Below are 21,843 nucleotides of genomic sequence, written 5' to 3'. Positions count from 1 at the left end.
ACGGCAATGGCGAAGCTCGAAGCGTCCCGTGTCGCGGCGTTCCTGGGCAATCCGGGCTCCGCACGCGCCGTGCTTCTGTACGGGGATGACCCGGGGCTGGTGCGGGAACGGGCGGAATCCCTGGTGCGTGCGGTGCTGGGCGGTGCCCTGTCCGACCCGTTCAGGCTTGCGGAGCTGACGCGCGATGAGGCCGCGCGCGGTGGCGCCCTGGCCGGGGAGGCAGCGGCCCTGGCGATGACCGGCGGTCGCCGCGTGGTCCGGCTGCGCGAGGCGACCGATGCGCATGCGGCGCCATTGCAGGAGGTGCTGGCCAGCAACAGCGAGGCCCTGGTGGTGCTGGAGGCGGGGGAGATCACGGCCCGCTCCAAGCTGCGCGCCCTGGCCGAGGCGGCGCCTTCCGCCGTGGTCATCGCCTGCTGGCGGGAGAAGCCGGAGGCGCTGGCGGCGACCATCGGCGGGTTGCTGCGCGAACAGGGCGTGCAGGCGGACCCGACCGTCCTGCAATGGCTGGCCGCGCGCCTTGGCGAGGACCGGATGCTGCTGCGCCGGGCGGTGGAGGTGCTGGCGCTGCATGCCGGCCCGGGCGGGCGCGTGGACGAGGCGGTGGCGCTCGCCTGCGTGGCGGAGGGCCTGACGGCGGACCTGGACGTGGCGCTGATGGCGGCCACGGCCGGCGACGCGGCGGCGGCAGACCAGGCGCTGGATGCAGCCTTCGCGGAGGGCGCCAACGCCGTGATGGTGGTACGATCCGCGCTGCGGCATGTGCAGCGCCTGCAGGAAGCCTCGGCCGCCGGTGGCGATGCGGGGGTGCTGCGGCCACCGGTGTTCTTCAAGCACCAGTCGGCGTTCTCCCGCGCCCTGCGGCTATGGCCGCTGCCGGCGCTGGAGGCGCAGGGGGCGGCGCTGCTGGAGGCCGAGCGCCGCACCAAGACGACGGCGTTCCGCGACGTGAACGAGGCGCTGGCGCGGGCCAGTATCGCTGCCCTGGCGCGGCAGGCCGCGGGCTTTGCCCGGCGCTGACGCGCCAGCCGGTTTCAGCCGCCGCCCGACAGCAGCCGGACCAGGCCATCCAGTTGATCCAGATCGCGATACCGGATCGTGACCTCGCCGCCCCGGGCCTGGTGCCGCACCGCGACCTTGAGGCCGAGGCGCTCGGTCAGGTCCCGCTCCAGCGCGCGGGTCTCCGGGTCCTGCGGCCGGGGCGGAGGCGAGGAGGCCTTGGGCGTGGCGGCGGCCAGCGCTTCCGTCTGCCGCACGTTCAGCCCCCGCGCCACGACCTGGGCCGCGAGCCGGCCCGGATCCTGCGAGCCGATCAGGGCGCGGGCATGGCCGGCGGAGAGGGCGCCGTCGCGCAGCAGGTCCCGCACCGGGGCGGGCAGGCCCAGCAGCCTGAGGGTGTTGGCGACATGGCTGCGGCTTTTGCCGACGGATTGGCCGAGGCTTTCCTGCGTCAGGCCGAATTCCTCGAGCAGGCGCTTGTAGCCCTCGGCTTCCTCCAGCGCGTTCAAATCCTGGCGCTGGAGATTCTCGACCAGGCCAGCGGCCATCGCCTCCCGGTCGCCGAAGTCGCGGATGACGACGGGCACCTCATGCAGTTGCGCGGCCTGGGCGGCACGCCAGCGACGCTCGCCGCCGATGATCTCGTAGCTGCCAGGGCTGCCCTGTTTCGGGCGGGCCAGGATCGGCTGCAGGATGCCGTGCTCGCGGATCGAGGCGGCCAGTTCCTCCAGGCCGGTGCGATCCATGCCGCCGCGGGGCTGGAACGGGCCGGGCTCCAGCGCCTCGATCGGCAGGCTGCGCAGCGCCTCCGAAAGGCTGGCGGCGGGCGCATCCGGGATCAGGGCCGAGAGGCCGCGGCCGAGGCGGGAGGTGGGTTTGCGGGTGGTGCTGCTCATGTGGCGCGCTGCGGCGCACGCTCCCGCTTCAGGAATTCGGCGGCCAGCTTGACGTAGGCCTGGGCGCCCGGCGAGCGGAAATCATACAGCAGGACGGGCAGGCCGTGGGAGGGGGCCTCGCTCACGCGGACGTTCCGGGGAATGGCGGTTTCATAGACCTTGTCCTTGAAGAAGCCGCGGACGTCGCTGGCCACGAGTTCCGAGAGGTTGTTGCGGCGGTCCATCATGGTCAGCACGATGCCGTCCAGGCGCAGGCGGGGGTTCAGCGAACGCCGCACCCGCTCGATGGTGCGGGTGATCTGGCTGATGCCCTCCAGCGCGAAAAACTCGGTCTGCAGGGGCACCAGCACGCCGTCGGCCGCAACCAGCGCATTGAGGGTGATGAGGCCGAGCGAGGGGGGGCAGTCGAAGAAGACGTAGTCGAAATCGGCCAAGGCCTCCCGCGCCTCGGACAGCGCAAGGGTGAGACGGCGTTCGCGATCCTCGAGTCCGACCAGTTCGATCTCGGCGCCGGCGAGGTCCGGGTCGGCGGGCAGGATGAACAGGTTGGGGATCTGCGTGGGGCGCAGCAATTCGCCGAGCGGGCGACCTTCCACCAGCAGGGCATAGCTGCCGGCGGCGCGGTCCTGCCGGCTGATGCCGAGCCCGGTCGAGGCATTGCCCTGCGGGTCCAGGTCGAGCAGCAGCACCTTGCGGTCCGTCGCGAGGGCGGTCGCCAGGTTGATGGCGGTCGTCGTCTTGCCGACGCCGCCCTTCTGGTTGGCGAAGGCCAGCACCCGGGGATGACGGTCAGGCTTGCGGCTGGACATGACGCATGCCGGACAGGCGGAAGATGGTGGAAGCAGGGTCGGTCTGGCTGGGAAAGCGTTCGACCCGGCAGGACCAATTGGCCATGGCATCCGCCAATTCCTGCTCCGCAGTGCGGCCCTTGGGGAATATGGCGGTGCCGCCGGGTGCCAGAAGGCGCTGCGCGTGCGGCAGCAGGCTGGCCAGCGGCGCCAGGGCCCGCGCGGTCAGGATGTCGATGGGGGGCAGTTGGACATCCTCGATTCGTTCGGCGTGTACGTTCACTTTCGGCAGGGCCAGCCGCGCCACGGCCTCGACCAGGAAGGCCGCCTTGCGGCGATCGGCCTCGACGAGATGCGTCTCCAGCCCTGTCACCATCGCCAGGACCAGGCCGGGCAGGCCCGCGCCTGATCCGAGATCGGCCAATACGCCTTCGGCAGGCAGCAGCGGCGCAAGTTGCAGGCAGTCAGCGACATGCCGCTGCCGCAGCACCTCCACAGGCGCCTTGGCGACCAGGTTGATCCGGCCGTTCCAGCGCAGCAGCAGGTCCAGATAGGCCTCCAGCCGCGCCTCGGCTGCCGCGTCCAATTGGAGCCGCGCTGGCGAAGCTGTGGCGGTGGAGGGGGGGAGGTGTTTCACGTGAAACACCTATACCGGCTCCGGCTGGCTGCGTCGAAGGTGGATGGCAAGGGCAGCCACGGCAGCCGGCGTTATGCCGGGCACGCGGCTGGCGCTACCGAGGTTGTCCGGGTTCGCCCTGCCAAGCCGTTGCTGCATCTCCGCGGACAACCCGGGAACGCCACGATAATCGAGATCCGCCGGCACGGCGACGCCATCCTCCCGCGCCAGCATCCGCCGCTCCGAATCCTGCCGCCGCAGGTGCGGGGCGTAGAAGGCTTCCGCCTCCACCTGCGTCGCCACCGCCGGTGCCAGGTCAGCGAGCCATGGAAACGCTTTGGCGGCCATGCTGGCCGTGACATCGGGCAGGGCCAGCACTTCGAGCACCGTGCGCCGGCGCCCATCCTGGCGGATCGGGATGCCAGCCTCGGCCAGCGCGTAGGGCGTCGCCTCATCCGTCGCGGCGCGTGCGAGGCTGGCTGCAACCTGGTTGCCGAAGTCCACCTGCCGTGCCGCGCGCGCCGACCCGATGCAGCCCCAGGCAAGGCCGCGCTGCGTCAGCCTGAGGCCCGCATTGTCGGCCCGCAGACTGAGCCGATGTTCGGAGCGTGCGGTCAGCATGCGGTAGGGCTCGGTCACCCCGTGACTTACGAGGTCGTCGAGCATGACGCCGATATAGGCCTCGCCGCGTCCGGGCACGCGGTCGGGCTCAGTGCCGCCGGCCCGCTGAGCTGCGTTAAGCCCCGCCATCAGCCCTTGTGCCGCCGCTTCCTCATAACCCGTCGTGCCGTTGATCTGGCCCGCCAGGAACAAGCCCTGAGCCGCACGGACTTCCAGGGTGCGGCGCAGGGCGCGCGGGTCGACATGGTCATACTCGATGGCATAGCCAGGTCGCAGGATCCGCGCGCGGGCGAGACCGGGGATGGAAGCGATCAGCGCCGCCTGAATCTCCTCCGGCAGGCTGGTCGAGATGCCGTTCGGATAGACCGTGTCGTCGTCCAGCCCCTCCGGCTCCAGGAACACCTGGTGGCGTTCGCGGTCCGCGAAGCGCACGACCTTGTCCTCGATGGACGGGCAATAGCGCGGACCGACACCCTGGATTCGGCCGGCATAGACCGCGGTGCGGTCGAGATTGGCGCGGATCAACGCATGGGTCGCCGGCGTGGTCCAGGTGATGCGGCACAGCACCTGCGGGTTGCCCAGGCGCTCCGTCATCCAGGACATCGGCTCCGGCGGGTCGTCACCCGGCTGCGGTTCGAGCGCCTCCCAGTCGATGGTGCGCCCGTCCAACCGGGGCGGCGTCCCGGTTTTCAGCCGGGCGAGCGGCAGGCCCAGGCGATCCAGCGTGCGGGCGAGGCCAATCGAAGGCGCCTCTCCGGCGCGGCCGGCAGGACGCCTGGTCTCGCCCAGGTGAATTTCGCCGCGCAGGAAGGTGCCGGTGGTGAGCACGACGGCGCCACAGGCGATGCGGCGGCCGGAGGCGCAGAGGACAGCCCGGACACGGCCGGCCGCATCCACCTCCAGATCCTCGGCCGACTCCGCGGCCAGCGTCAGGTTGGGTGTCGCCGCCAGCAGGGCCTGCATGGCTTCGCGGTACAGACGCCGGTCCGCCTGGATGCGAGGCCCGCGCACGGCGGGCCCCTTGCTGCGGTTCAGCACCTTGGCATGAATGGCCGCCGCATCGGCCGCGCGTGCCATCAGCCCATCCAGTGCGTCGACCTCCCGCACCAGATGGCCCTTGCCGATGCCGCCGATGGCGGGGTTGCAGGACATCTCCCCGATCGTGTCGAGGCGATGGGTCAGCAGCAGGGTCCGCGCGCCGCAGCGGGCCGCGGCGGCCGCAGCCTCGCACCCGGCGTGGCCGCCGCCCACCACCACCACGTCGTAGCTCTCGTTGATCGCCATGGGTGCGGTATAGGCCCTCTACTTGCCGATGCAGAAGTCCCGGAACACGGCATCCAGCACCTGTTCCACCTCCACACGCCCGGTGAGGCGCCCGAGCTCGGCGAGGGCTGCCCGATAGCCCTCCGCCACAACCTCCGGCAGCGCGGCCTCCCGCGCCTCATCCAGTCGGGCCAGCGCCTGATCGAGCGCCGCGCGATGCCTGGCGCGGGTCAGCGCCGGTGCGTCGGCTGTGAAAGCCAGGCGACGCACCAGATCCTCAAGGGCCGTGCGCAGCGCCTGTAGCCCGGCACCGGTTACGGCGCTGGTTGGCAGGACGAGGTGGTTCTGGAGGATGGGAGGCGGCGCCAGATCGGCCTTGGTGCCCACCACCACGGCGTGCTCGGCGTTCGCCAGCAGGGCGAGCGTCTCCGCGTCCGGCGCGGCATCGGCTGCAAAGGCCGCGAGCACGATATCCGCCGCGTCGGCGCGTCGCGCCGCCCGCCGCACCCCTTCCTGCTCGACCGCGTCAAGCGTGGTCCGAAGACCGGCGGTGTCGGCCAGCAGGACCGGGACGCCTGCCAATTCCAGCCGGCACTCCACCACGTCGCGGGTCGTGCCGGGCGTCGGCGACACGATGGCCGCATCCCGCTCGACCAACGCATTCAGCAGCGAGGATTTTCCGGCATTCGGCGCGCCGATGATGGCAATGGAAACGCCGTCCCGCAGGCGCTGACCGCGCCCCTGATCAGCCAGATGCGCGGCGATCTCCGCCCGCAGCTGCTCCGCGGCCTCCCGCGCCCGGGCGGGCAGGTCGCTGGGCAGGTCGTCCATCTCGAATTCGATGGCGGCTTCCTGCTGGGCCAGGATGCGGGTCAGTCGCGAGGTCCAGCCGCCATAGAGACTCGCCAACGCGCCGCCCGCCTGGCGGAGGGCCTGGCGGCGCTGCGCTTCGGTCTCGGCTTCGATCAGGTCGGCCACCGCCTCGGCCTGCGTCAGGTCAATGCGGCCATGCAGGAAGGCACGCCGGGTGAACTCGCCCGCTTCCGCCGGCCTGCACCCGAGCGCCAGCAGCGCCGCCTCGACACGGGCCACCACGGCCCGCCCGCCATGCAGGTGAAGCTCCGCCGCATCCTCGCCGGTGTAGCTCCCGGGCCCCGGGAACCACAGCACCAGCGCCTCGTCCATCACCTGCCCATCATCGGGTGCGCGCAAGCGCCGCAGGCTGGCGTAGCGCGGCTGCGGCAGTCGTCCCGCAAGCCGCGTCAGCACCTGGGCTGTACGCGGTCCCGAGAGCCTTAGAACCGCAACGGCCGCCAGCCCTGCGCCGGATGCTCGCGCGAAGACCGTATCCATCAGGGATGACATCGGCTGCCCTGGCGACGCGGGTGTTTCACGTGAAACAGTACGTCCGCCTCAACTCTTCGGCGGCGGCACGTCCCGTTCCGTCAGCATCAGGCGCCGCGCCCGGCCGCCATCGACCAGATGCGCCCGGAGGATTTCGTCCACATCGTCGCGCGTCTTCGGGCTGTACCAGACGCCCTCCGGGTAGATCACCAGGGCCGGCCCGAACTCGCAACGGTCCAGGCAGCCGGCCTGGTTGATGCGCACGCCCGCCAGCCCAAGCTCCTTCGCCCGCGCCTTCATGTAGTCGCGCAAGGCCTCGCTGCCGCGTGCGGCGCAGGAGCCGCGACGGTGCCCGTCCGGCCGCCGGTTGCAGCAGACGAAGACATGGGCCCGGAAAAAGGGCGGAGGATCGGCGGCATCAGCCGCCGGATCGGCTACGGCATCGGTCAAGCAAGCCTCCGCTCATCCAGGCACTGCCCTGCATGTAGCGAGGCATCCCGGCCCCGACCAGGGCCGATGCGACACCCTCCGACAAGACCTGGCTTGACGGCACCCCGAAGAGTGTGGCGCATGGCGATCCCCCGGACGGATCGCATGCCACAACTCTCCTGCCTCACCCCGATTGGCGACCTCACCATCTCCGCCGAGGACGGCGCGATCGTGGCCCTCGACTGGGGTCGCGGCCGGGACCAGGAGGAAACGCCGCTGCTGCGGGAAGCGGCCACGCAGTTGCAGGACTATTTCGACGGCCTGCGCACCGGCTTCGACCTGCCGCTGGCCCCTCACGGCTCGCCCTTCCAGCAGCGGGTCTGGGCGGCGTTGCGTGACATTCCGGCCGGGGAAACCCGCTCCTACGGCGACCTGGCCCGGCTGCTCCAATCATCGGCTCGTGCCATCGGGCAGGCCAATGGTCGCAACCCCATCCCTATCATCATTCCCTGCCACCGGGTCGTCGCCTCCGGCGGCCGGATCGGTGGTTATTCCGGTGGCGACGGCGCCAGCACAAAGCGCATCCTGCTCGGCATCGAGCAACGCGGGCACGCCGCCCTTTTCCTCCCCCAAGATCCAGGGACCACATCCCCATGAACCACGCCATCCGCGTCCACGAATATGGCGGCCCCGAGAAGATGGTGTGGGAGGAAATCCCGCTGCCATCGCCGAAACCGGGCGAGGCCCTGGTCCGTCACCAGGCCGTCGGGCTGAACTACATCGACGTCTATTTCCGCACCGGCCTCTACAAGGCGCCCTCACTGCCCGCGACCATCGGGATGGAGGCCGCGGGCGTGGTGGAGGCCGTGGGCGAGGGTGTCACCCATGTCGCCCCCGGCGACCGCGTCGCCTACGCCACCGCCCCGATCGGCGCCTATGCGGAGGCCCGCACCATCAAGGCCGACCGCCTGGTGAAGGTGCCGGATGCCATCGCCCCGGAACAGGCGGCTGCCATGATGCTGCAGGGCATGACGGCGGGCTTCCTGCTGACCCGCACCTACAAGGTCCAGCCCGGCCAGACCATCCTGGTGCATGCCGCGGCCGGCGGCGTCGGCCTCATCATGACGCAATGGGCCAAGCACCTCGGCTGCACCGTCATCGGCTGCGTCAGCACGGAGGAAAAGGCGGCGCTGGCCAAGGCGCATGGCGCCGACCACACCGTCATCGGCCTGGAGTCCCTGCCGGCACGGGTGAAGGAGATCACCGGGGGCGCCATGCTGCCCGTGGTCTATGACAGCGTCGGCCGCGACAGCTTCACCACCTCGCTCGATTGCCTGGCGCCCTACGGGATGATGGTGTCCTACGGCAACGCCTCGGGCCCGGTCACCACCGATATCGGCATCCTGGCCGCCAAGGGATCCCTGTACCTGACGCGCCCTACGCTCGCGACCTACACCGCGAAGCGCGAGGATCTGGAAGCGCATGCCGCCGCGTTGTTCGACGTGGTCGCCAAGGGCGCGGTGAAGATCCGCGTCAACCAGAGCTTTGCGCTGAAGGACGCGGCCGAGGCGCACACGGCCCTGGAAGCCCGTAAGACGACAGGCAGCACCGTTCTGATCCCGTGAGGTCACGCTACGGCGCCGGGACAACCGGCGCCGCCTGCTACCGCGGCATCAGGTAGCGATAGCGATACAGTTCGGTCAGCCCCAGCCGCGCATTCATCGCCAGCGACGCCAGGTTGGTGCAGGACACCTGCGCATAGGCCCAGCGGGCACCCTGGCCCGCCGCCCAGGCGCCGGCCGCCGCCATCACCCGCTGGCCCAGGCCGCGCCGGCGGAACTCCGGGCGCACCGCCAGGTCGAACAGCCCGGCCAGCTTGCCATCCGCCGTCACGAAGGCGCTCGCGGCCGGCATCCCGTCCTCATGCAGCAGGACCCAGGCGGCCGGCACGCCCAGCAGCCCGGCCATGCCCGCCTTCTCGGCCCGCCGCGCCTCGGACTGATGCTCCGCGGTCGCCACCACCGCGAGCCAGCGTGGCTCCGGCCCCGCCAGCATTTCGGCCGCGGGGTCAGGCCGGGCGAAGCCGGACAGCCGCCCGCAGATCACCTGGCTTTCGTCCCGCGCCGTGTAGCCCCTTGCCGCCAGCAGCGCCTCCAGCCCCTCCGGGTCCAGCGCGGTGGATCGGAATCGGCAGGGAAGGCCCGCCCGGGCATAGAAGGCCTCGATCCGGTCCACCCGCTGCGCCAGCGCCGGGTCCGGTCGCGGGTCCAGCCCGCAGGCCGCATTGGCGCGCCCGGTGCCGCCCAGGAACCGCCGCGCCACGAAGCCGCCGTCGAAGGCCAGCACCGGCGCCGGCACCGCGGTCAGCGTGGCGCGCTCCACCGCCAGGATGTCCGGGCGCGCCATGCTCACGCCTCGGCCGCCAGCCGGGCCATCGCCTCGCGGTAGGTCGCCTCGAACAACGCATCCAGCGCCAGGTTGGCGCCCTTCAAGCCGGAAGCCACGCGCCCGGCCCAGCCGACATACTCCACCCGCCGCGCATGGTCCCAATTGGCCGGCGGGCTGGCCGAGATGGCGCGCAGGTTCGAAATCTTGTCGGCCAGCTTGAGCATCTTCGCGCCAGCGGTCTTACCCTGTGCATGCCGCACCTGAAGCGCCTTGCGCGCCTCCTTCGGCAGCGACTTGTCATCCGTCGCCTCCGCCACCAGCCCGGCCACCGCCTCGCCAAATTCGGCCACTAGCCGCGCGTGCGTGATCGGCTCCGGATCGGAGTCGCTGTCCTCGACCGTGTCGTGCAGCAGGCCGGCGAGGATTGCATCCTCCGGCGCGCCATGCGCCGCCAGGATCTCGGCCACCTCCAGCACATGGTTCACATAGGGCTCGGCGGCGGAGCCCTTGCGGCGATGCCCGGCATGCACCCGGGCAGCGAACAGCGCCGCGCGCATCAGGCGGGCGGAGGGGGAGGTCTCGGTATCCATGGCAGCGTCCGGATCGGGGGGTCGGGGGGCAGGGTGCGCCCGGGCCGTCCGATCCAGCGGGATCCAGCCGGCCGGCGCGAAGGCCGGTGGCGCGGGGGCACCTGGCCGCCCGCGCCGTGGCGATCAGGTATTCATGGCGTCGAAGAAGTCCTGGTTGGTCTTGCTGTACTTCAGCTTGTCCAGCAGGAATTCCATGGAATCCTGCGTCCCCATCGGGTTCAGGATGCGCCGCAGGACCCACATCTTGGACAGCGTGGCGCGGTCCACCAGCAGTTCCTCCTTGCGGGTGCCGGACTTGGTGATGTCGATCGCGGGGAAGGTGCGCTTGTCGGACAGCTTGCGGTCGAGGATGAGCTCGGAATTGCCGGTGCCCTTGAACTCCTCGAAGATCACCTCGTCCATGCGGCTGCCGGTGTCGATCAGCGCGGTGGCGATGATGGTCAGGCTGCCGCCTTCCTCGATGTTGCGCGCCGCGCCGAAGAAGCGCTTCGGGCGCTGCAGGGCATTGGCGTCCACGCCGCCGGTCAGCACCTTGCCCGAGGACGGCACCACGGAGTTGTAGGCGCGGCCCAGGCGCGTGATGCTGTCGAGCAGGATCACCACGTCCCGCTTGTGCTCGACCAGGCGCTTGGCCTTCTCCAGCACCATCTCCGTCACCTGCACGTGGCGCGTCGCCGGCTCGTCGAAGGTGGAGGCAACCACCTCGCCGCGCACGGTGCGGGCCATGTCGGTGACTTCTTCCGGCCGTTCGTCGATCAGCAGGACGATCAGGAAGACGTCGGGGTGGTTGGCGGTGATCGACTTGGCGATGTTCTGCAGCATCACCGTCTTGCCGGTGCGCGGCGGCGCCACGACCAGGGCGCGCTGGCCCATGCCGATCGGGGCCACCAGGTCGATGATGCGGTGCGTGTAGTCCTTGGTCGGACCCTTCGCCACCGCCTCGGCGTCCGGGTTTTCCATCTTCAGCCGCCGCGTCGGATACAGCGGGGTCAGGTTGTCGAAGTTGATCCGGTGGCGGAGCGCCTCCGGCGGCTCGAAGTTGATGGTGTCGACCTTGAGCAGCGCGAAGTAGCGCTCGCCATCCTTCGGCGCGCGGATCTGGCCTTCCACCGTGTCGCCGGTGCGCAGGCCGAAGCGCCGCACCTGCGCCGGGGAGACGTAGATGTCGTCCGGACCCGGCAGGTAGTTGGCCTGCGGGCTGCGCAGGAAGCCGAAGCCGTCCGGCAGGATTTCGAGGGTGCCGTCGCCGTAGATCGCCTGCTCGTTCTCCGCCAACGTCTTCAGGATGGCGAACATGATGTCCTGCTTGCGCAGCGACGACGCGTTTTCCACCTGCAGCGATTCGGCGAAGGCGAGGAGGTCGGCCGGGGCTTTGGCCTTGAGTTCGGATAGATGCATGTGCGGACGCGTCCGTCGTGCGCGAGGAAGGGGATCAGGCGGACCTGGAGTCTCGGTCTCGGCCATGGAAGCTGCCGTGAGAGTGGCAACCGGGCCCGATGGCCTGTCCCGCGCCGCGATCCCGTTGCACGGGCTGGGTTGCAGCGACCAGGAGAACTGAGGGAGGATTTCGACCGTGCCGCGGGACGCGACACTTGGCCATCTGTCGGAACGACCGCACAACTTTATGGGCAGGCGTCGGTGCCGTCAATCGTCATATGGCGGTTGTCCGCCCGCTTTCCAGCCGGTTTGCGCCGAACCCTGTCAGAACGGCTTCACGATCACCATCACGACGATCACGATCATGAGCAGCGTCGGCACCTCGTTCAGCCAGCGCCAGGCCTTCTCCGTCCGCGGCCGCCCATCCGCCTCGAAGCGCTTGCGGGCGGCGCCCAGCATGCCGTGGAAGCCGCTCATCACCAGAACCGCGGTCAGCTTCAGGTGCCACCACCCGGCGGTCCAATCCACCGCACCCGGGGTCAGCACCAGCAGGAGGCCGAACACCCAGGTGGCAATCATCGCCGGGTTCATGATGGCCTTCAGCAGCCGCCGTTCCATCACCTTGAACAGCTCGGACCGCGCATCCGCCACCGGCACCTGCATGTGGTAGATGAACAGCCGCGGCAGGTAGAACAGCCCCGCCATCCAGGCAATCACCGAGATCAGGTGCAGCGACTTGGTCCACAGGTAGAACGGCGCCAGGAATTCCACCGTCACGCCACCACCTCCGCCAGGCCGAGCAGCCCCGGCAGGTCGCGCATGTCGTGGAACGGCTGCGCGCCCACCGCCGCCAGCGTCGCCGGGTCGGTCGCATGGGCGAAGCCGAGCACCCGGCAGCCTGCCGCCACGCCCGCACGGCTGCCGGTGACGCTGTCCTCGACCACCACGCAACGCGCCGGGTCGGCGCCGCAGGACGCCGCGGCGGCGCGGTACATGTCGGGCGCCGGCTTCGGCGCCGCGACATCGTCATAGGAGAAGGTCCGGCCCCGGAACAGCTCGGTCAGCCCGAGGCCGTGCAGCTTGGTGGTCAGTTCGAGGCGGGAGGAATTGCTCGCCACCGCCACCGGGATGCCCGCCGCGACGATCGCCCGCACGGCGTCCAGCGCGCCGGGCACCGGCACCACCTGCTCATGCAGGGCGCGCAACACGCGGGCGATGACGCCCTCCACGAAATCCGCCGGCACGCTGCCCGGCCCCAGCCGCGCCTCGACCAGCGGCACGATGTTGCGCCAGGACAGGCCGATGAAGCGGCGCTCCGCCTCCGCCGCGTCCATGGGCCAGCCGAGGGCCGAGATTTCCTCCGCGATGATCCGGTTGTGCAGCGCCTCGCTGTCCGCCAGCACGCCGTCGCAGTCGAACAGCACGGCCCGGGGCCGGAGGATCACCGGCTTCACGCGGGCTCCTTGGCCCGTGCGCCGGCATTCACGTCGCGCAGGATGACATGGGAGCAGTTGCCGAATTGCTGCGGACATTGCCGCGGCCCGGCGAAGGAGCACAAATGCCGGCCCGTGCCGCGCGCATGCCGCACCAGCCCGGCCAGGGCGGCGATGAAGCCGGGGTCGGAATTCTGCGCCGGCGCCCGGAAATAGCCGGGCACGCCGAGCTTCTCGGCCTCCTCCCGGTACTCCACGTCGAGCTCCACCAGCGTCTCCGAATGCTCCGACGTGAAGGCGATCGGCACCACCAGCACCGCCACCTTGTCGTGCCCGGCCCGCTCCAGCTCATCCTCGGTGGAGGGGCTGATCCACTTCTGGGGCGTGACGCGGGACTGGTAGCAGACAACATGGTCGAGGCCGGGGAGGTCCAGCCGCTCCACCACCCGCGCCACCGTCTGCTCGACCTGCCACTGGTAGGGGTCGCCGGCCTTGACGATGGTCTCCGGCAGGCCGTGCGCGCTGAACAGGATGCGCAGCGGAATGGCCGGGTCGAGTTCCGCCCGCGCCTTGTCCCAGGCGCCGCGCACCTGTGCCGCGGTGGCGGCGGAGAAGTCCGGAAAGGAGTGGAAGCAGCACAGCGTCGTGGTCGGCGCGCGCAGCCCCACCCGCTTCGCCGCCTTGTCCCAGGCCAGCGCGCTGCTGCCCGTGGTGGTGGTCGAGAATTGCGGATACAGCGGCAGCAGCAGCACCTCGTCCGGGCCCCAGGCCTTCACGGCGCCGGCGGTCTCCTCGCTCATCGGGTGCCAGTAGCGCATGGCGGTGAAGCACTTCGCCTCCACCTCGCCCTCCGCGTTCAGCACCGCCTCCAGCGCCTCGCCCTGGGCTATGGTGAGCTCGAGCAGCGGCGACTTGCCGCCGAGGATGGCGTAGTTCTCGGTCGCCGGCTTGGTGCGCCGCCAGGCGATCAGCCGGCCCAGCCAGGGCCGCACGAAGCCCGGCACCCGCAGGATCGCCGGGTCGGTGAACAAATTGACCAGGAAAGGGCGGATGCTCTCCGGCGCGTCCGGCCCGCCCAGGTTGAGCAGCACGACCGCAAGCCGCTTTCGGCTCGGGGCGGCGCGGGCGGCGGGTGGGATTCGAGCTTCAAGGTCCATCACCGACCCGACATGCCACGTCGCGGCCCGGGGTCAAGGGTGGGCGGGGTGGCAGGGCACGATTCATCTGCCGCGTCAGCCCGCGGCGGCCCGCCCGCCGCCGGTGCCGCGGGCCGCCACCTGGCCCTGCAGCCGTGCCAATTCCTCGGCCAGCGGGCGGAAGACCTGGCGGCGGCCATGCAACGGGGTCAGCTCGAACAGCCCGTTCTCGCAGTAGCGGTCCTCATCCCAGCCGAAGTGGGAGATCACCGGGTACAGGCAGACCCCTTCGACCTGCACGCCGAGCTGGGAGGCCGCCAGGGCTTCCTCCGTCACGTAGCGCAGCCAGGTGGGGCGCGGCGCGCCCTCGATGCTGGTCTCGGCCACGAAGATGCGGCGCGGCGCGTAGCGCGCGGCGGTCTCGGCCAGCAATTCCCGGAACGGGCGGTAGCGGGCGGCGTCGAAGACGCTCAGCGGCTCGGCGTGGTTCAGCCACTGGTTGTTCCAGTAGTAGTTCACGCCGACCACATCCAGCAGGTCCTCCGCCCCGCCGAGCTCCGGCGCCTCCCGCCCCGCCAGCATGTCCCAGGCCTGCCACTGGCTGGCATTGTGGGCGCGCACCTCCGCGGCCTCGCCGGGGTGGCGCGGGACGATGTGGATCACCGGGTCGATCGCCGCGAAGCGCGCGCCCGGCGCCACCTCCCGCACCGCCCGCGTCGCCGCCGCCGCGGCGCGGATCAGGTTGCGCTTGAGGTCCATGCCCCGGCCGGTCGCGTGCGGCGAGGACCGCGCCATGTCGCCGCCCGAAAATGCGATGAACGACATCTCGTTGATCGGGCAGGCGAAGGGCGCCCGCCCGGTTTCCTCCACATGCAGCCGGGCGAAGGCGGCGGAGAAGCGGGCGAAGCGGTCGACGAAGGCGGGCGAAAACGCATCCAGGTCGTCCGGCCAGCCATAGTGGCAGAGGTCCCACATCACCTGCGTCCGCGTCGCTTCCGCCGCGCGCAGCATCGGCAGCAGCGAGTTCCAGTCGTAGCGCCCCGGCGAGGTCTCGATCAGGTGCCAGCGCAGCCCGTCGCGGGCGGTGCGGATGCCGTGTTCGGCGAGCTGGCAGTAATCCTCCAGCGCCAGCAGATCGTGCCGGGTGGAGGCGATCATGTCGAGGCGCCGGCGCGACATGTTGCGATGGGTCGAGCATTCGAAGCCGGCCAGGAAGAAGGACTGGAACAGGGGGGCGGGGGTGATCACGCGGGACTCCGTCGTGCAGCGGGATGCCCAGCCAACGCCGACCGGCGCCGTTGGTCGCTCGGCAACGCGAAAATCAGCCGGGCCCCGGCCTCACTCGGCGGCGGGCAGCCACACCCGGAAGGTCGAGCCGACGCCCTCCTCGCTCTCGATCAGCAGCAGGCCGCGATGGCGGTTGACGATGTGCTTGACGATGGCGAGGCCGAGCCCGGTGCCGCCCGCATTCCGGCCACGCCCGCGATCGACGCGGTAGAAGCGCTCGGTCAGCCGCGGCAGATGCTGGCGGGGGATGCCGGGGCCATCGTCGCTGACGGCCAGCACCACGCCGGGCCGCGCCGGCCAGCGCGAATCGGGCACATCCTGTGCCCGCGCCAGGGTCAGCCGGATGGTGCCACCCTCCCGCCCGTAGCGCGCCGCATTCTCCAGCAGGTTGCGCAGCACCTGTGCGAGCTGCCCGGCCTCCGCGGGGGCGGCAACCAGGCCCTCCGGCGCCTGCACCGCGACGCGGGCGCCGCGTGCCGCCAGCACCGGCTCCAGCGCCTCCAGCTCCGCCGCCACCAGCGCGCCGAGGTCGACGCGGCCGGTGGGCGGCTGGTGCTCCGTGATCTCGATGCGGGACAGGCCGAGCAGGTCGTCGATCAGGCGCCGCATGCGGTCCGCCTGTTCCGCCATGATGCCGAGGAAGCGGGCGCTGGCCTCCCGGTCATCCTCGGCCGGGCCACGCAGCGTCTCGATGAAGCCGATCAGGCTGGCGAGCGGGGTGCGCAGCTCGTGGCTGGCATTGGCGACGAAATCGGCGCGCATCCGTTCCACCGCGCGGTCCCGCGTGCGGTCGGACAGCAGCAGCAGCAGGCGGCCGCCATCGGCCAGTGGCGGGTCCATCGGCACGGCGTGGACGCGCAATTCGCGCTGCACCGGCACCGGCAGGGCGATGTCGGCGCGCTGCGCGGTGCCTGTTCCCAGCGCGGCGGAGACCGCCTCGGCCAGGGCAGGGTGGCGCAGCAGCGCGGCCAGGTCGCCGCCGCCGGCCGGCACGGCACCGAACAGCGCCCGCGCCTCCGCATTGGCGCGCAGCGCGGCGCCGCCGGAATCCAGCACCACCAGCGGGTCCGGCAGGATCTCGATGATCGCGGCGTCCGATTGCCGCAGGCGGGAGACCTGTTCGGTGCGGGCCTGCAGGGCGCGGGCGACACGGCGCGCGGTTTCCGCCACATCCTCCACGGACGGCAGCAGCAGCGGCCCGGCGAGTTCCGGCACCGTGCCTTCTCCATCCACCGCCTGGCGCAGCGCCGCGCCGAGGCTGCGCAGATTGCCGAGCCAGATGCGCGCCACCGTCAGCGCACCGGCCACCGTGGCGCCCAGCGCCAGCAGCCCCGGCACCGGGTCCACGGCGCCGCCCAGCAGCAACAGCAGCAGGGCAAAGGCCGGCACGCCGCCGACCAGCGCCGTGGCCGCCAGCCAGCGACGAGGCGGAGCCGCCGTGTCCGGCATCGCCCGACCCGCCCCTGGCCCGCCCGGGCTCAGGAGCCTGGCGCGCCCGGCGCCGGGGCCTGCTCGATCACCTGCGGCTCACTGCCCGGGGACACGGCATAGACCGCGAGGCCGCGCAGGGTCTGGCCATCCGGCAGCAGCCGAAGCGGGCCATCGGCGCCGGCGAAGTCCTCCCCGCCCGGCACCTGGCCCGGCAGCGCGCCGCTGCGCAGCGAGCGGGTGGCGATGGCCGCGGCGTCATAGGCGGTGGCGGCGACGCGCGGCGGGGTTTCGCGGAAGGCGTCGCGGTAGCGGGCCTCGAAGCGGGCGCGGGCGCGGCCATCCGGGCCGGCGAACCAGGCCCCCTCCAGCGCCGGCTCCCGGCCCAGGGCCGTGTCGTTCAGCCACAGCGCCGTGCCCAGCAGCCGCGGGGCCTGCCCGCTTGCCTGATCCCCGCCTGCTTGCGCTTCCGCCACCCAGGTGGCGGCGAAGCGGCGGGCGCGGTCGCCGGCCTCGCCGATCAGCACCGCATCGGCGCGACCGCCGCTGATCCGCGCGCCGGAGGCTGCCATGCCCGGATCGGAATTGGCCGGGTGCAGCGCGATGCTGGGCGGCGGCAGGCCGAGATCGCCGGTCGCACCGCGCAGCGCCTCCGCCAGCGCCCGGCCGAAATCATTGTCCGGCGCGCCGAGCGCGAAGCGCTGCGCGCCCTGCGCCGCCGCCGCCGCGACCACGCGGCGCACCTGCTGGCGCGGCGTGATGCCGAGCACCCAGACGCCGCCGCCGGCGCGCTGCGAGTCGTTGGTGAAGGCCAGCACCGGCACGCCCGCCGCACGCGCCGGTTCGGCCACGGCGGCGGCCTCCGCGCTGGTCAGCGGGCCGATCAGCACCCGCGCGCCATCGGCAATCGCCGACCGTGCGGCATCCCGCGCCCCGGCGGGGGTGCCGCCGGTGTCGCGTGGGGCCAGTTCGATGCCGGATTGCGATTCATCGAACAGCGCCATGTAGCCGGCATTCAGCATCGCCTGGCCGAGGGGCGCCTGCGGCCCGGTGAGTGGCAGCAGCATCGCCGCGCGCAACGGGCCAACCGGACCCGGCATCATCGGCGGCATACCGCCGATCGGCGGGGCGACGCCGATGAAGGAGGGCCGCGGGGCTTGCGGCGCGCAGGCTGCAAGGCCCAGAAGGGCGCTCAGCAGAACCCCGAGACCGGCGCTTCCGAAGCGGCGCCGGGCGAGGGGCAACCGGCGGGGCGTGGAAATTGGCAAGCGGCGACCCTCCTGAACGGGCGGCGGCGCCTCGGGAGGCCCCGCTTGGGCTGTCCCTGGTGGCGACACCGATCGGCAATCTCGGCGACCTGTCGCCCCGGGCTCTCGCGGTGCTCGGCGCGGTGGATGCCGTGCTGTGCGAGGATACCAGGGTAACAGGCCTCATGTTGCAGCGTTATGGCGTCTCCGCGACGCTGGTGCCACTGCATGACCACAACGAAGCGGAGATGATACCTCGGGTACTGGCCCGCATCGAGGCGGGGCAGCGGCTGGCGCTGGCCTCCGATGCCGGGACGCCGCTGGTCTCCGACCCCGGATACCGGCTGGTGCGCGCCGCCATCGAGGCCGGCGTGCCCGTCACCGCCGTGCCGGGGCCGAATGCGGCGGTGGTGGCGCTGACCCTGTCCGGCCTGCCGCCTCACCCCTTCGTGTTCCTGGGCTTCCTGCCGCCGAAGGATGGCCCGCGCGCGGCGGCCATCGCGCGCCACCGGGCCGCGGAGCGCGCCGGCCTGTCCGCCACGCTGGTGCTGCACGAGGCGCCGCACCGGCTGGCGGAAGCGCTGGCAGCGCTGGCGGAGGGGCTGGGCGGCGATCGGCCCGCCGCGGTGGCGCGCGAATTGACCAAGCGGTTCGAGGAAGTTCGGCGCGGCACACTGGCTGCGTTGGCCGCGCATTATGCCACCGAGCCGGCGCGCGGCGAGATCTGCGTCTGCGTCGGCCCGGCACCGGAGGAGCCCACCGCCGCCGCCGATCTCGATACGCAGCTGCGGGCCGCGATGGCGAGCCAGAGCCTGCGCGACGCCGCCGCGATGGTGGCCGCCGCGACCGGGCTGCCGCGCAAGCAGGTCTATGCGCGGGCGCTGGAACTGGCGGCTGGCTGACTCAGCCGGTTGGCTTGTGCAGCAGCGCGGAGCCGGGCGGCAGCTCGTTCGCGAACTGGGTGAGGACATTCACCGCGCGCCGATCGGTGCCGAGCGCCAGGCCGGTGACCGGCACGCGACAAGCCACCGCATAGGCGGCCGGCAGGTCCTGGTTCGTCACCACCGCCGCACAGCGCGCCACCAGCGACTTCATCCGCGCTGGCGTGAGCTGGCGGCGGCGCCAGGTCGGATCGGCGAGTTCAGGTAGCAGCAGCGGCGCGCCGGGCAGCAGATCCTCCAGGAAAGCGCGGCTGCCGGTGAGGTCGTCCATCGGGCCGTCCGGGGGTTCCATCGGCAGCGGCAGCACCGGCCAGCCCTGCATCGGCGCCAGCACGGCGCGCAACTCCGCCTGCCGCGCGGTCCAGGCGGCGCGCATCTGTGGCCCGCCGAGGACGGAAAGGCCCAGCAGCCTGCCGCCCGGCAACAGCGGCAGCAGCGCCGGGTCGGGCGGGCCGAGCCGCTCCGGATACGGGTCGATGTGGAACATGCGGGCGACGCGCCAGACCAGCAGCGCGTTGGCCGTGTGGTGGTCGCGCAGCTCCAGCGGCCGGGCCGCCTCCAGCACCGCGACGCCCGCCGGCGGATCGCGCCGGGCCGCGCCGCGCTCGACCCCGAAGCGCAGCACCTCGAAGCTGGCGCCGGCGGCTACGGCGCGCGCGGCCAGCGCCAGCGCCTGTTCCAGCGCCGCACGTTCCTGGAAGGCACCGGCCAGCACCACGCGGCCGACGCCGAGCGCCGCGGGATCGGCATCCGGGGCCGCGACCTCGAAACCTGGCGGCGCAACAGGGGCGCTGGTGGCCAGCAGCGGCGGGGCCGTTCCGGCCAGCAGGCGCGGCAGGTCGCCGAGCAGGGCGCGGGAGCGCAGGTCGCGGAACGGGCGCTCCGCCAGGATCAGGGTCCGCATCAGGCGGTGAGCAGCCCGAGGCAGCGCGACCCAGGCGGCAGCCGGTGCTGCATGCCGACGAAGGTCCGGCGCAGGCTGTTGTCCTCCAGCGGGTGCAGGCCGATGACGCGCACCCCGCTGCCGATGGCGTGGACCAGGTTGTGCTTGCGCTGCGTCACCAGCGTGTCCAGCCGCGCGACCAGACCCTTCAGCCGGCGCGGCGTCAGGTGGGCGCGCCAGTGGCCGCGGTCCAGCAGCGCGGGGGCGGCGATGCGGTGGCCGGGCAGGAAGTCGCGGATGAAGGCCAGCGCGCCTTCCATGTCATCCTCCGCCGCGCTGTCCACATGCACGGTGCTGACGATCGGCACCACCTGGTGGTCGGCGAACTCCGCCAGCATGTCGCGCACCAGCGCCGCCTCCTGCGCCAGGCAGGCGCGCATGTTCGGCATCGGGATGATCGACACGCCGAGCAGCGGCACGCCGCGCGGCAGCAGCGCATCCGCCAGGCTGAAATCGGGCGCGATGTCGGCCTCGGGGAAGAAGGAGATGCGCGGCAGCCGGCCGAACCCTGCCTCGGCCACGCGCTCCACGCCCAGGTAGTCGCGCACCGTAAAGCTGGCGAGGCGTTCGATCACGCCGCGCGCCGTGGCATCGAGCCAACCGAGGTCGTTCAGCAGCCAGGCGACGCCGAGATTGTGGAAATGGATGTCCGCGCCCTGCGCCTCGGCCTGCGCCAGCCAGGGCATCCAGTTGCGGAAGGCATCCGGCACGCCGAACATGCCGCCGCCGAACACCACGCGCCCCGGCCGCAGCGCCAGCATCTGCGCCGCATCGCCGAAGCAGCCATCGAGGCCCGGCACGCAGCGCAGCGTCCATTCCGGCGCGACGGAGAAGGCGTGGCTCCGCGCGCCCGGGAAGGCCTTTAGCGCCTCGATCAGGCAGAGCTCGTCGCCAAGGTTGCCGTAGCCATAGGCGCCGAGGAACACGGTGGTGGTCATGGCGCTATCTGACCAGCAGCGGCAGCAGCGCGTCCAGCCGCAACAGGCCGTCCGGCGTGGCGGCGAGCCGGCCGTCCGGGCGCCATTCCAGCAGGCCCTCGGCGGCGAGGCTTTCGAGCGCGCCGGGTTCGACACAGTCCTCGAAGGCCAGGCCGCTGCGGCGGGCGATGCGGGCGGGGTCGACGCCCTCATGCAGGCGCAGGCCCATCAGCAGCGCCTCCCGCGCCCGATCACGCGGCGACAGTGCCTCCTCCTCCACCACCGCATGGCCGTCGCGCTGCACGCGGGCAAGCCATTCCTCCGGCGCCCGGTGGCGCCGGGCGGCCATCAGCCTTCCGTCCGGCAGGGTGAGGCGCTGATGGGCGCCGGCGCCGATGCCGAGGTAGTCGCCGTAGCGCCAATAGGCGAGGTTGTGGCGGCTCTCGGCGCCGGGCCTGGCGTAGTTCGATATCTCGTAGGGCCGCAGGCCGAAGCCGGCGGCTTCCTCGGCGGTCGCGGTGTAGAGCCGCGCCGCGTCATCGCCCTCCGGCAGCCGGAACGCGCCGCGGCCGAACAGGGTGGCGAACTGCGTGCCGGGCTCGATGGTAAGCTGGTAGAGCGAGAGATGATCCGCCGCCAGCGCCAGCGCCTGGCGCAGCTCCGCCCGCCAGGCCGCCTCGGCCTGGCCCGGCCGGGCGTAGATCAGGTCGAAGGACACGCGCGGGAAGGTTTGGCGGGCGTGTTCCAGTGCGGTGATGGCCTCCTGGGTGTCGTGCTTGCGACCAAGGAAGGCCAGCGCCTCCGCATCCAGTGCCTGCACGCCGAGCGAGACGCGGTTCACGCCGGCGGCGCGGAAATCCCGCAGCTTCGCCAGTTCGACACTGGTCGGGTTGGCTTCCAGCGTGATCTCGATGTCGGGCGCCAGGTCGAACAGCCGCGCCGCGTCCTCGACCAGCGCGGCGGCTGTGGAGGGAGCCATCAGGCTGGGCGTGCCGCCGCCGAAGAAGAGGCTGGCCAGGGTGCGGCGCCCGGCCTGGTTGGCGCGGCCTGCCTCCCGCGCCAGTTCGGCTCGCAGCGCGACGGCGAAGGCCGCCTGGTCCACCTTGTCCCGCACATGGCTGTTGAAGTCGCAATAGGGGCACTTGGCGGCGCAGAAGGGCCAGTGGATGTAGAGGGCCAGGGTTTCCATCGGCGGGGGAT

At 72.0% G+C, this 21,843-nt stretch carries 22 protein-coding genes; 4 read left to right on the top strand and 18 right to left on the bottom strand.

Annotation, left to right across the window (positions count from 1 at the left end):
- Positions 1 to 6: 6 nt before the first annotated feature.
- Positions 7 to 1,020, top strand: a complete 1,014-nt coding sequence (holA, locus tag ACFHPP_RS06860) for a DNA polymerase III subunit delta (RefSeq protein WP_437162521.1) — start codon at positions 7 to 9, stop codon at positions 1,018 to 1,020.
- Between the two features lie 14 nt (positions 1,021 to 1,034).
- Here the strand turns inward: holA and ACFHPP_RS06855 are convergent, their stop codons facing one another.
- From ACFHPP_RS06855 to ACFHPP_RS06830, 6 genes are read right to left on the bottom strand one after another with little or no spacing between them, the layout of a single operon-like run.
- Complete coding sequence (locus ACFHPP_RS06855) at positions 1,035 to 1,895, bottom strand: ParB/RepB/Spo0J family partition protein (protein WP_437162520.1); 861 nt, start codon at positions 1,893 to 1,895, stop codon at positions 1,035 to 1,037.
- Complete coding sequence (locus ACFHPP_RS06850; protein ID WP_437162519.1) at positions 1,892 to 2,704, bottom strand: ParA family protein; 813 nt, start codon at positions 2,702 to 2,704, stop codon at positions 1,892 to 1,894. Before ACFHPP_RS06850 ends, ACFHPP_RS06855 begins: the two co-directional genes overlap by 4 nt.
- Positions 2,685 to 3,320, bottom strand: a complete 636-nt coding sequence (rsmG, locus tag ACFHPP_RS06845; RefSeq protein ID WP_437162518.1) for a 16S rRNA (guanine(527)-N(7))-methyltransferase RsmG — start codon at positions 3,318 to 3,320, stop codon at positions 2,685 to 2,687. Before rsmG ends, ACFHPP_RS06850 begins: the two co-directional genes overlap by 20 nt.
- A 9-nt stretch (positions 3,321 to 3,329) precedes the next feature.
- The gene (gene mnmG / locus ACFHPP_RS06840; protein WP_437162517.1) at positions 3,330 to 5,204 is read right to left on the bottom strand and encodes a tRNA uridine-5-carboxymethylaminomethyl(34) synthesis enzyme MnmG; all 1,875 of its coding nucleotides are present in this window, start codon (positions 5,202 to 5,204) and stop codon (positions 3,330 to 3,332) included.
- 18 nt (positions 5,205 to 5,222) lie between these two features.
- Positions 5,223 to 6,536, bottom strand: a complete 1,314-nt coding sequence (gene mnmE / locus ACFHPP_RS06835; protein ID WP_437162516.1) for a tRNA uridine-5-carboxymethylaminomethyl(34) synthesis GTPase MnmE — start codon at positions 6,534 to 6,536, stop codon at positions 5,223 to 5,225.
- A 60-nt stretch (positions 6,537 to 6,596) separates the two neighbouring features.
- On the bottom strand, positions 6,597 to 6,977 hold the full coding sequence (locus tag ACFHPP_RS06830) for a (2Fe-2S) ferredoxin domain-containing protein (RefSeq protein WP_437162515.1): 381 nt from the start codon (positions 6,975 to 6,977) through the stop codon (positions 6,597 to 6,599).
- 144 nt (positions 6,978 to 7,121) lie between these two features.
- Here ACFHPP_RS06830 and ACFHPP_RS06825 point away from each other — a divergent pair, with 144 nt between their 5' ends.
- Entirely contained in the window at positions 7,122 to 7,613 is a 492-nt protein-coding gene (locus tag ACFHPP_RS06825) for a methylated-DNA--[protein]-cysteine S-methyltransferase (protein WP_437162734.1), read from the top strand.
- The gene (locus tag ACFHPP_RS06820; RefSeq protein WP_437162514.1) at positions 7,610 to 8,581 is read left to right on the top strand and encodes a quinone oxidoreductase family protein; all 972 of its coding nucleotides are present in this window, start codon (positions 7,610 to 7,612) and stop codon (positions 8,579 to 8,581) included. Before ACFHPP_RS06825 ends, ACFHPP_RS06820 begins: the two co-directional genes overlap by 4 nt.
- A 37-nt stretch (positions 8,582 to 8,618) precedes the next feature.
- On the opposite strand, the gene ACFHPP_RS06815 is transcribed toward ACFHPP_RS06820, so the two are convergent.
- The 9 genes from ACFHPP_RS06815 to ACFHPP_RS06775 form a co-directional block, all read right to left on the bottom strand.
- Entirely contained in the window at positions 8,619 to 9,362 is a 744-nt protein-coding gene (locus tag ACFHPP_RS06815) for a GNAT family N-acetyltransferase (RefSeq protein ID WP_437162513.1), read from the bottom strand.
- 2 nt (positions 9,363 to 9,364) lie between these two features.
- Positions 9,365 to 9,934: an HD domain-containing protein gene (locus ACFHPP_RS06810; RefSeq protein ID WP_437162512.1), complete on the bottom strand. Its 570-nt coding sequence runs from the start codon at positions 9,932 to 9,934 to the stop codon at positions 9,365 to 9,367.
- 123 nt (positions 9,935 to 10,057) lie between these two features.
- A complete protein-coding gene (rho, locus tag ACFHPP_RS06805; protein ID WP_430668561.1) occupies positions 10,058 to 11,332 on the bottom strand; it encodes a transcription termination factor Rho in 1,275 nt (424 codons plus the stop codon).
- A 303-nt stretch (positions 11,333 to 11,635) separates the two neighbouring features.
- Positions 11,636 to 12,088: a protoporphyrinogen oxidase HemJ gene (gene hemJ / locus ACFHPP_RS06800; RefSeq protein WP_437162511.1), complete on the bottom strand. Its 453-nt coding sequence runs from the start codon at positions 12,086 to 12,088 to the stop codon at positions 11,636 to 11,638.
- On the bottom strand, positions 12,085 to 12,765 hold the full coding sequence (locus tag ACFHPP_RS06795; RefSeq protein ID WP_437162510.1) for an HAD family hydrolase: 681 nt from the start codon (positions 12,763 to 12,765) through the stop codon (positions 12,085 to 12,087). The genes hemJ and ACFHPP_RS06795 overlap by 4 nt, the downstream gene beginning before the upstream one ends.
- Positions 12,762 to 13,901 carry a ferrochelatase gene (gene hemH / locus ACFHPP_RS06790; protein WP_437162509.1) on the bottom strand — a complete coding sequence of 380 codons (1,140 nt, stop codon included), beginning with the start codon at positions 13,899 to 13,901 and terminating at the stop codon, positions 12,762 to 12,764. The genes ACFHPP_RS06795 and hemH overlap by 4 nt, the downstream gene beginning before the upstream one ends.
- 75 nt (positions 13,902 to 13,976) lie before the next feature.
- Positions 13,977 to 15,128, bottom strand: a complete 1,152-nt coding sequence (locus ACFHPP_RS06785; protein ID WP_437162508.1) for a hypothetical protein — start codon at positions 15,126 to 15,128, stop codon at positions 13,977 to 13,979.
- Between the two features lie 90 nt (positions 15,129 to 15,218).
- On the bottom strand, positions 15,219 to 16,616 hold the full coding sequence (locus ACFHPP_RS06780) for an ATP-binding protein (protein ID WP_437162507.1): 1,398 nt from the start codon (positions 16,614 to 16,616) through the stop codon (positions 15,219 to 15,221).
- A gap of 29 nt (positions 16,617 to 16,645) precedes the next feature.
- Complete coding sequence (locus ACFHPP_RS06775; RefSeq protein WP_437162506.1) at positions 16,646 to 17,698, bottom strand: penicillin-binding protein activator; 1,053 nt, start codon at positions 17,696 to 17,698, stop codon at positions 16,646 to 16,648.
- A gap of 158 nt (positions 17,699 to 17,856) precedes the next feature.
- Here ACFHPP_RS06775 and rsmI point away from each other — a divergent pair, with 158 nt between their 5' ends.
- Positions 17,857 to 18,744 (top strand): 16S rRNA (cytidine(1402)-2'-O)-methyltransferase, encoded by an 888-nt coding sequence (rsmI, locus tag ACFHPP_RS06770; RefSeq protein ID WP_437162505.1) that lies wholly within the window; start codon positions 17,857 to 17,859, stop codon positions 18,742 to 18,744.
- A 1-nt stretch (position 18,745) separates the two neighbouring features.
- Here rsmI and ACFHPP_RS06765 read toward each other — a convergent pair whose 3' ends face one another.
- The 3 genes from ACFHPP_RS06765 to hemW are packed head-to-tail and all read right to left on the bottom strand — an operon-like array spanning position 18,746 to position 21,832.
- Positions 18,746 to 19,687 carry a hypothetical protein gene (locus tag ACFHPP_RS06765; protein ID WP_437162504.1) on the bottom strand — a complete coding sequence of 314 codons (942 nt, stop codon included), beginning with the start codon at positions 19,685 to 19,687 and terminating at the stop codon, positions 18,746 to 18,748.
- Positions 19,687 to 20,664 (bottom strand): hypothetical protein, encoded by a 978-nt coding sequence (locus ACFHPP_RS06760; protein ID WP_437162503.1) that lies wholly within the window; start codon positions 20,662 to 20,664, stop codon positions 19,687 to 19,689. The genes ACFHPP_RS06765 and ACFHPP_RS06760 overlap by 1 nt, the downstream gene beginning before the upstream one ends.
- Before the next feature lie 4 nt (positions 20,665 to 20,668).
- The gene (hemW, locus tag ACFHPP_RS06755) at positions 20,669 to 21,832 is read right to left on the bottom strand and encodes a radical SAM family heme chaperone HemW (RefSeq protein ID WP_437162502.1); all 1,164 of its coding nucleotides are present in this window, start codon (positions 21,830 to 21,832) and stop codon (positions 20,669 to 20,671) included.
- Positions 21,833 to 21,843: the final 11 nt, after the last annotated feature.

Origin of the sequence: Falsiroseomonas sp. E2-1-a20 (genome assembly GCF_051433195.1) — a bacterium.
GTDB lineage: Bacteria > Pseudomonadota > Alphaproteobacteria > Acetobacterales > Acetobacteraceae > Falsiroseomonas.
This window is presented reverse-complemented; position numbering and strand designations above follow the sequence as displayed.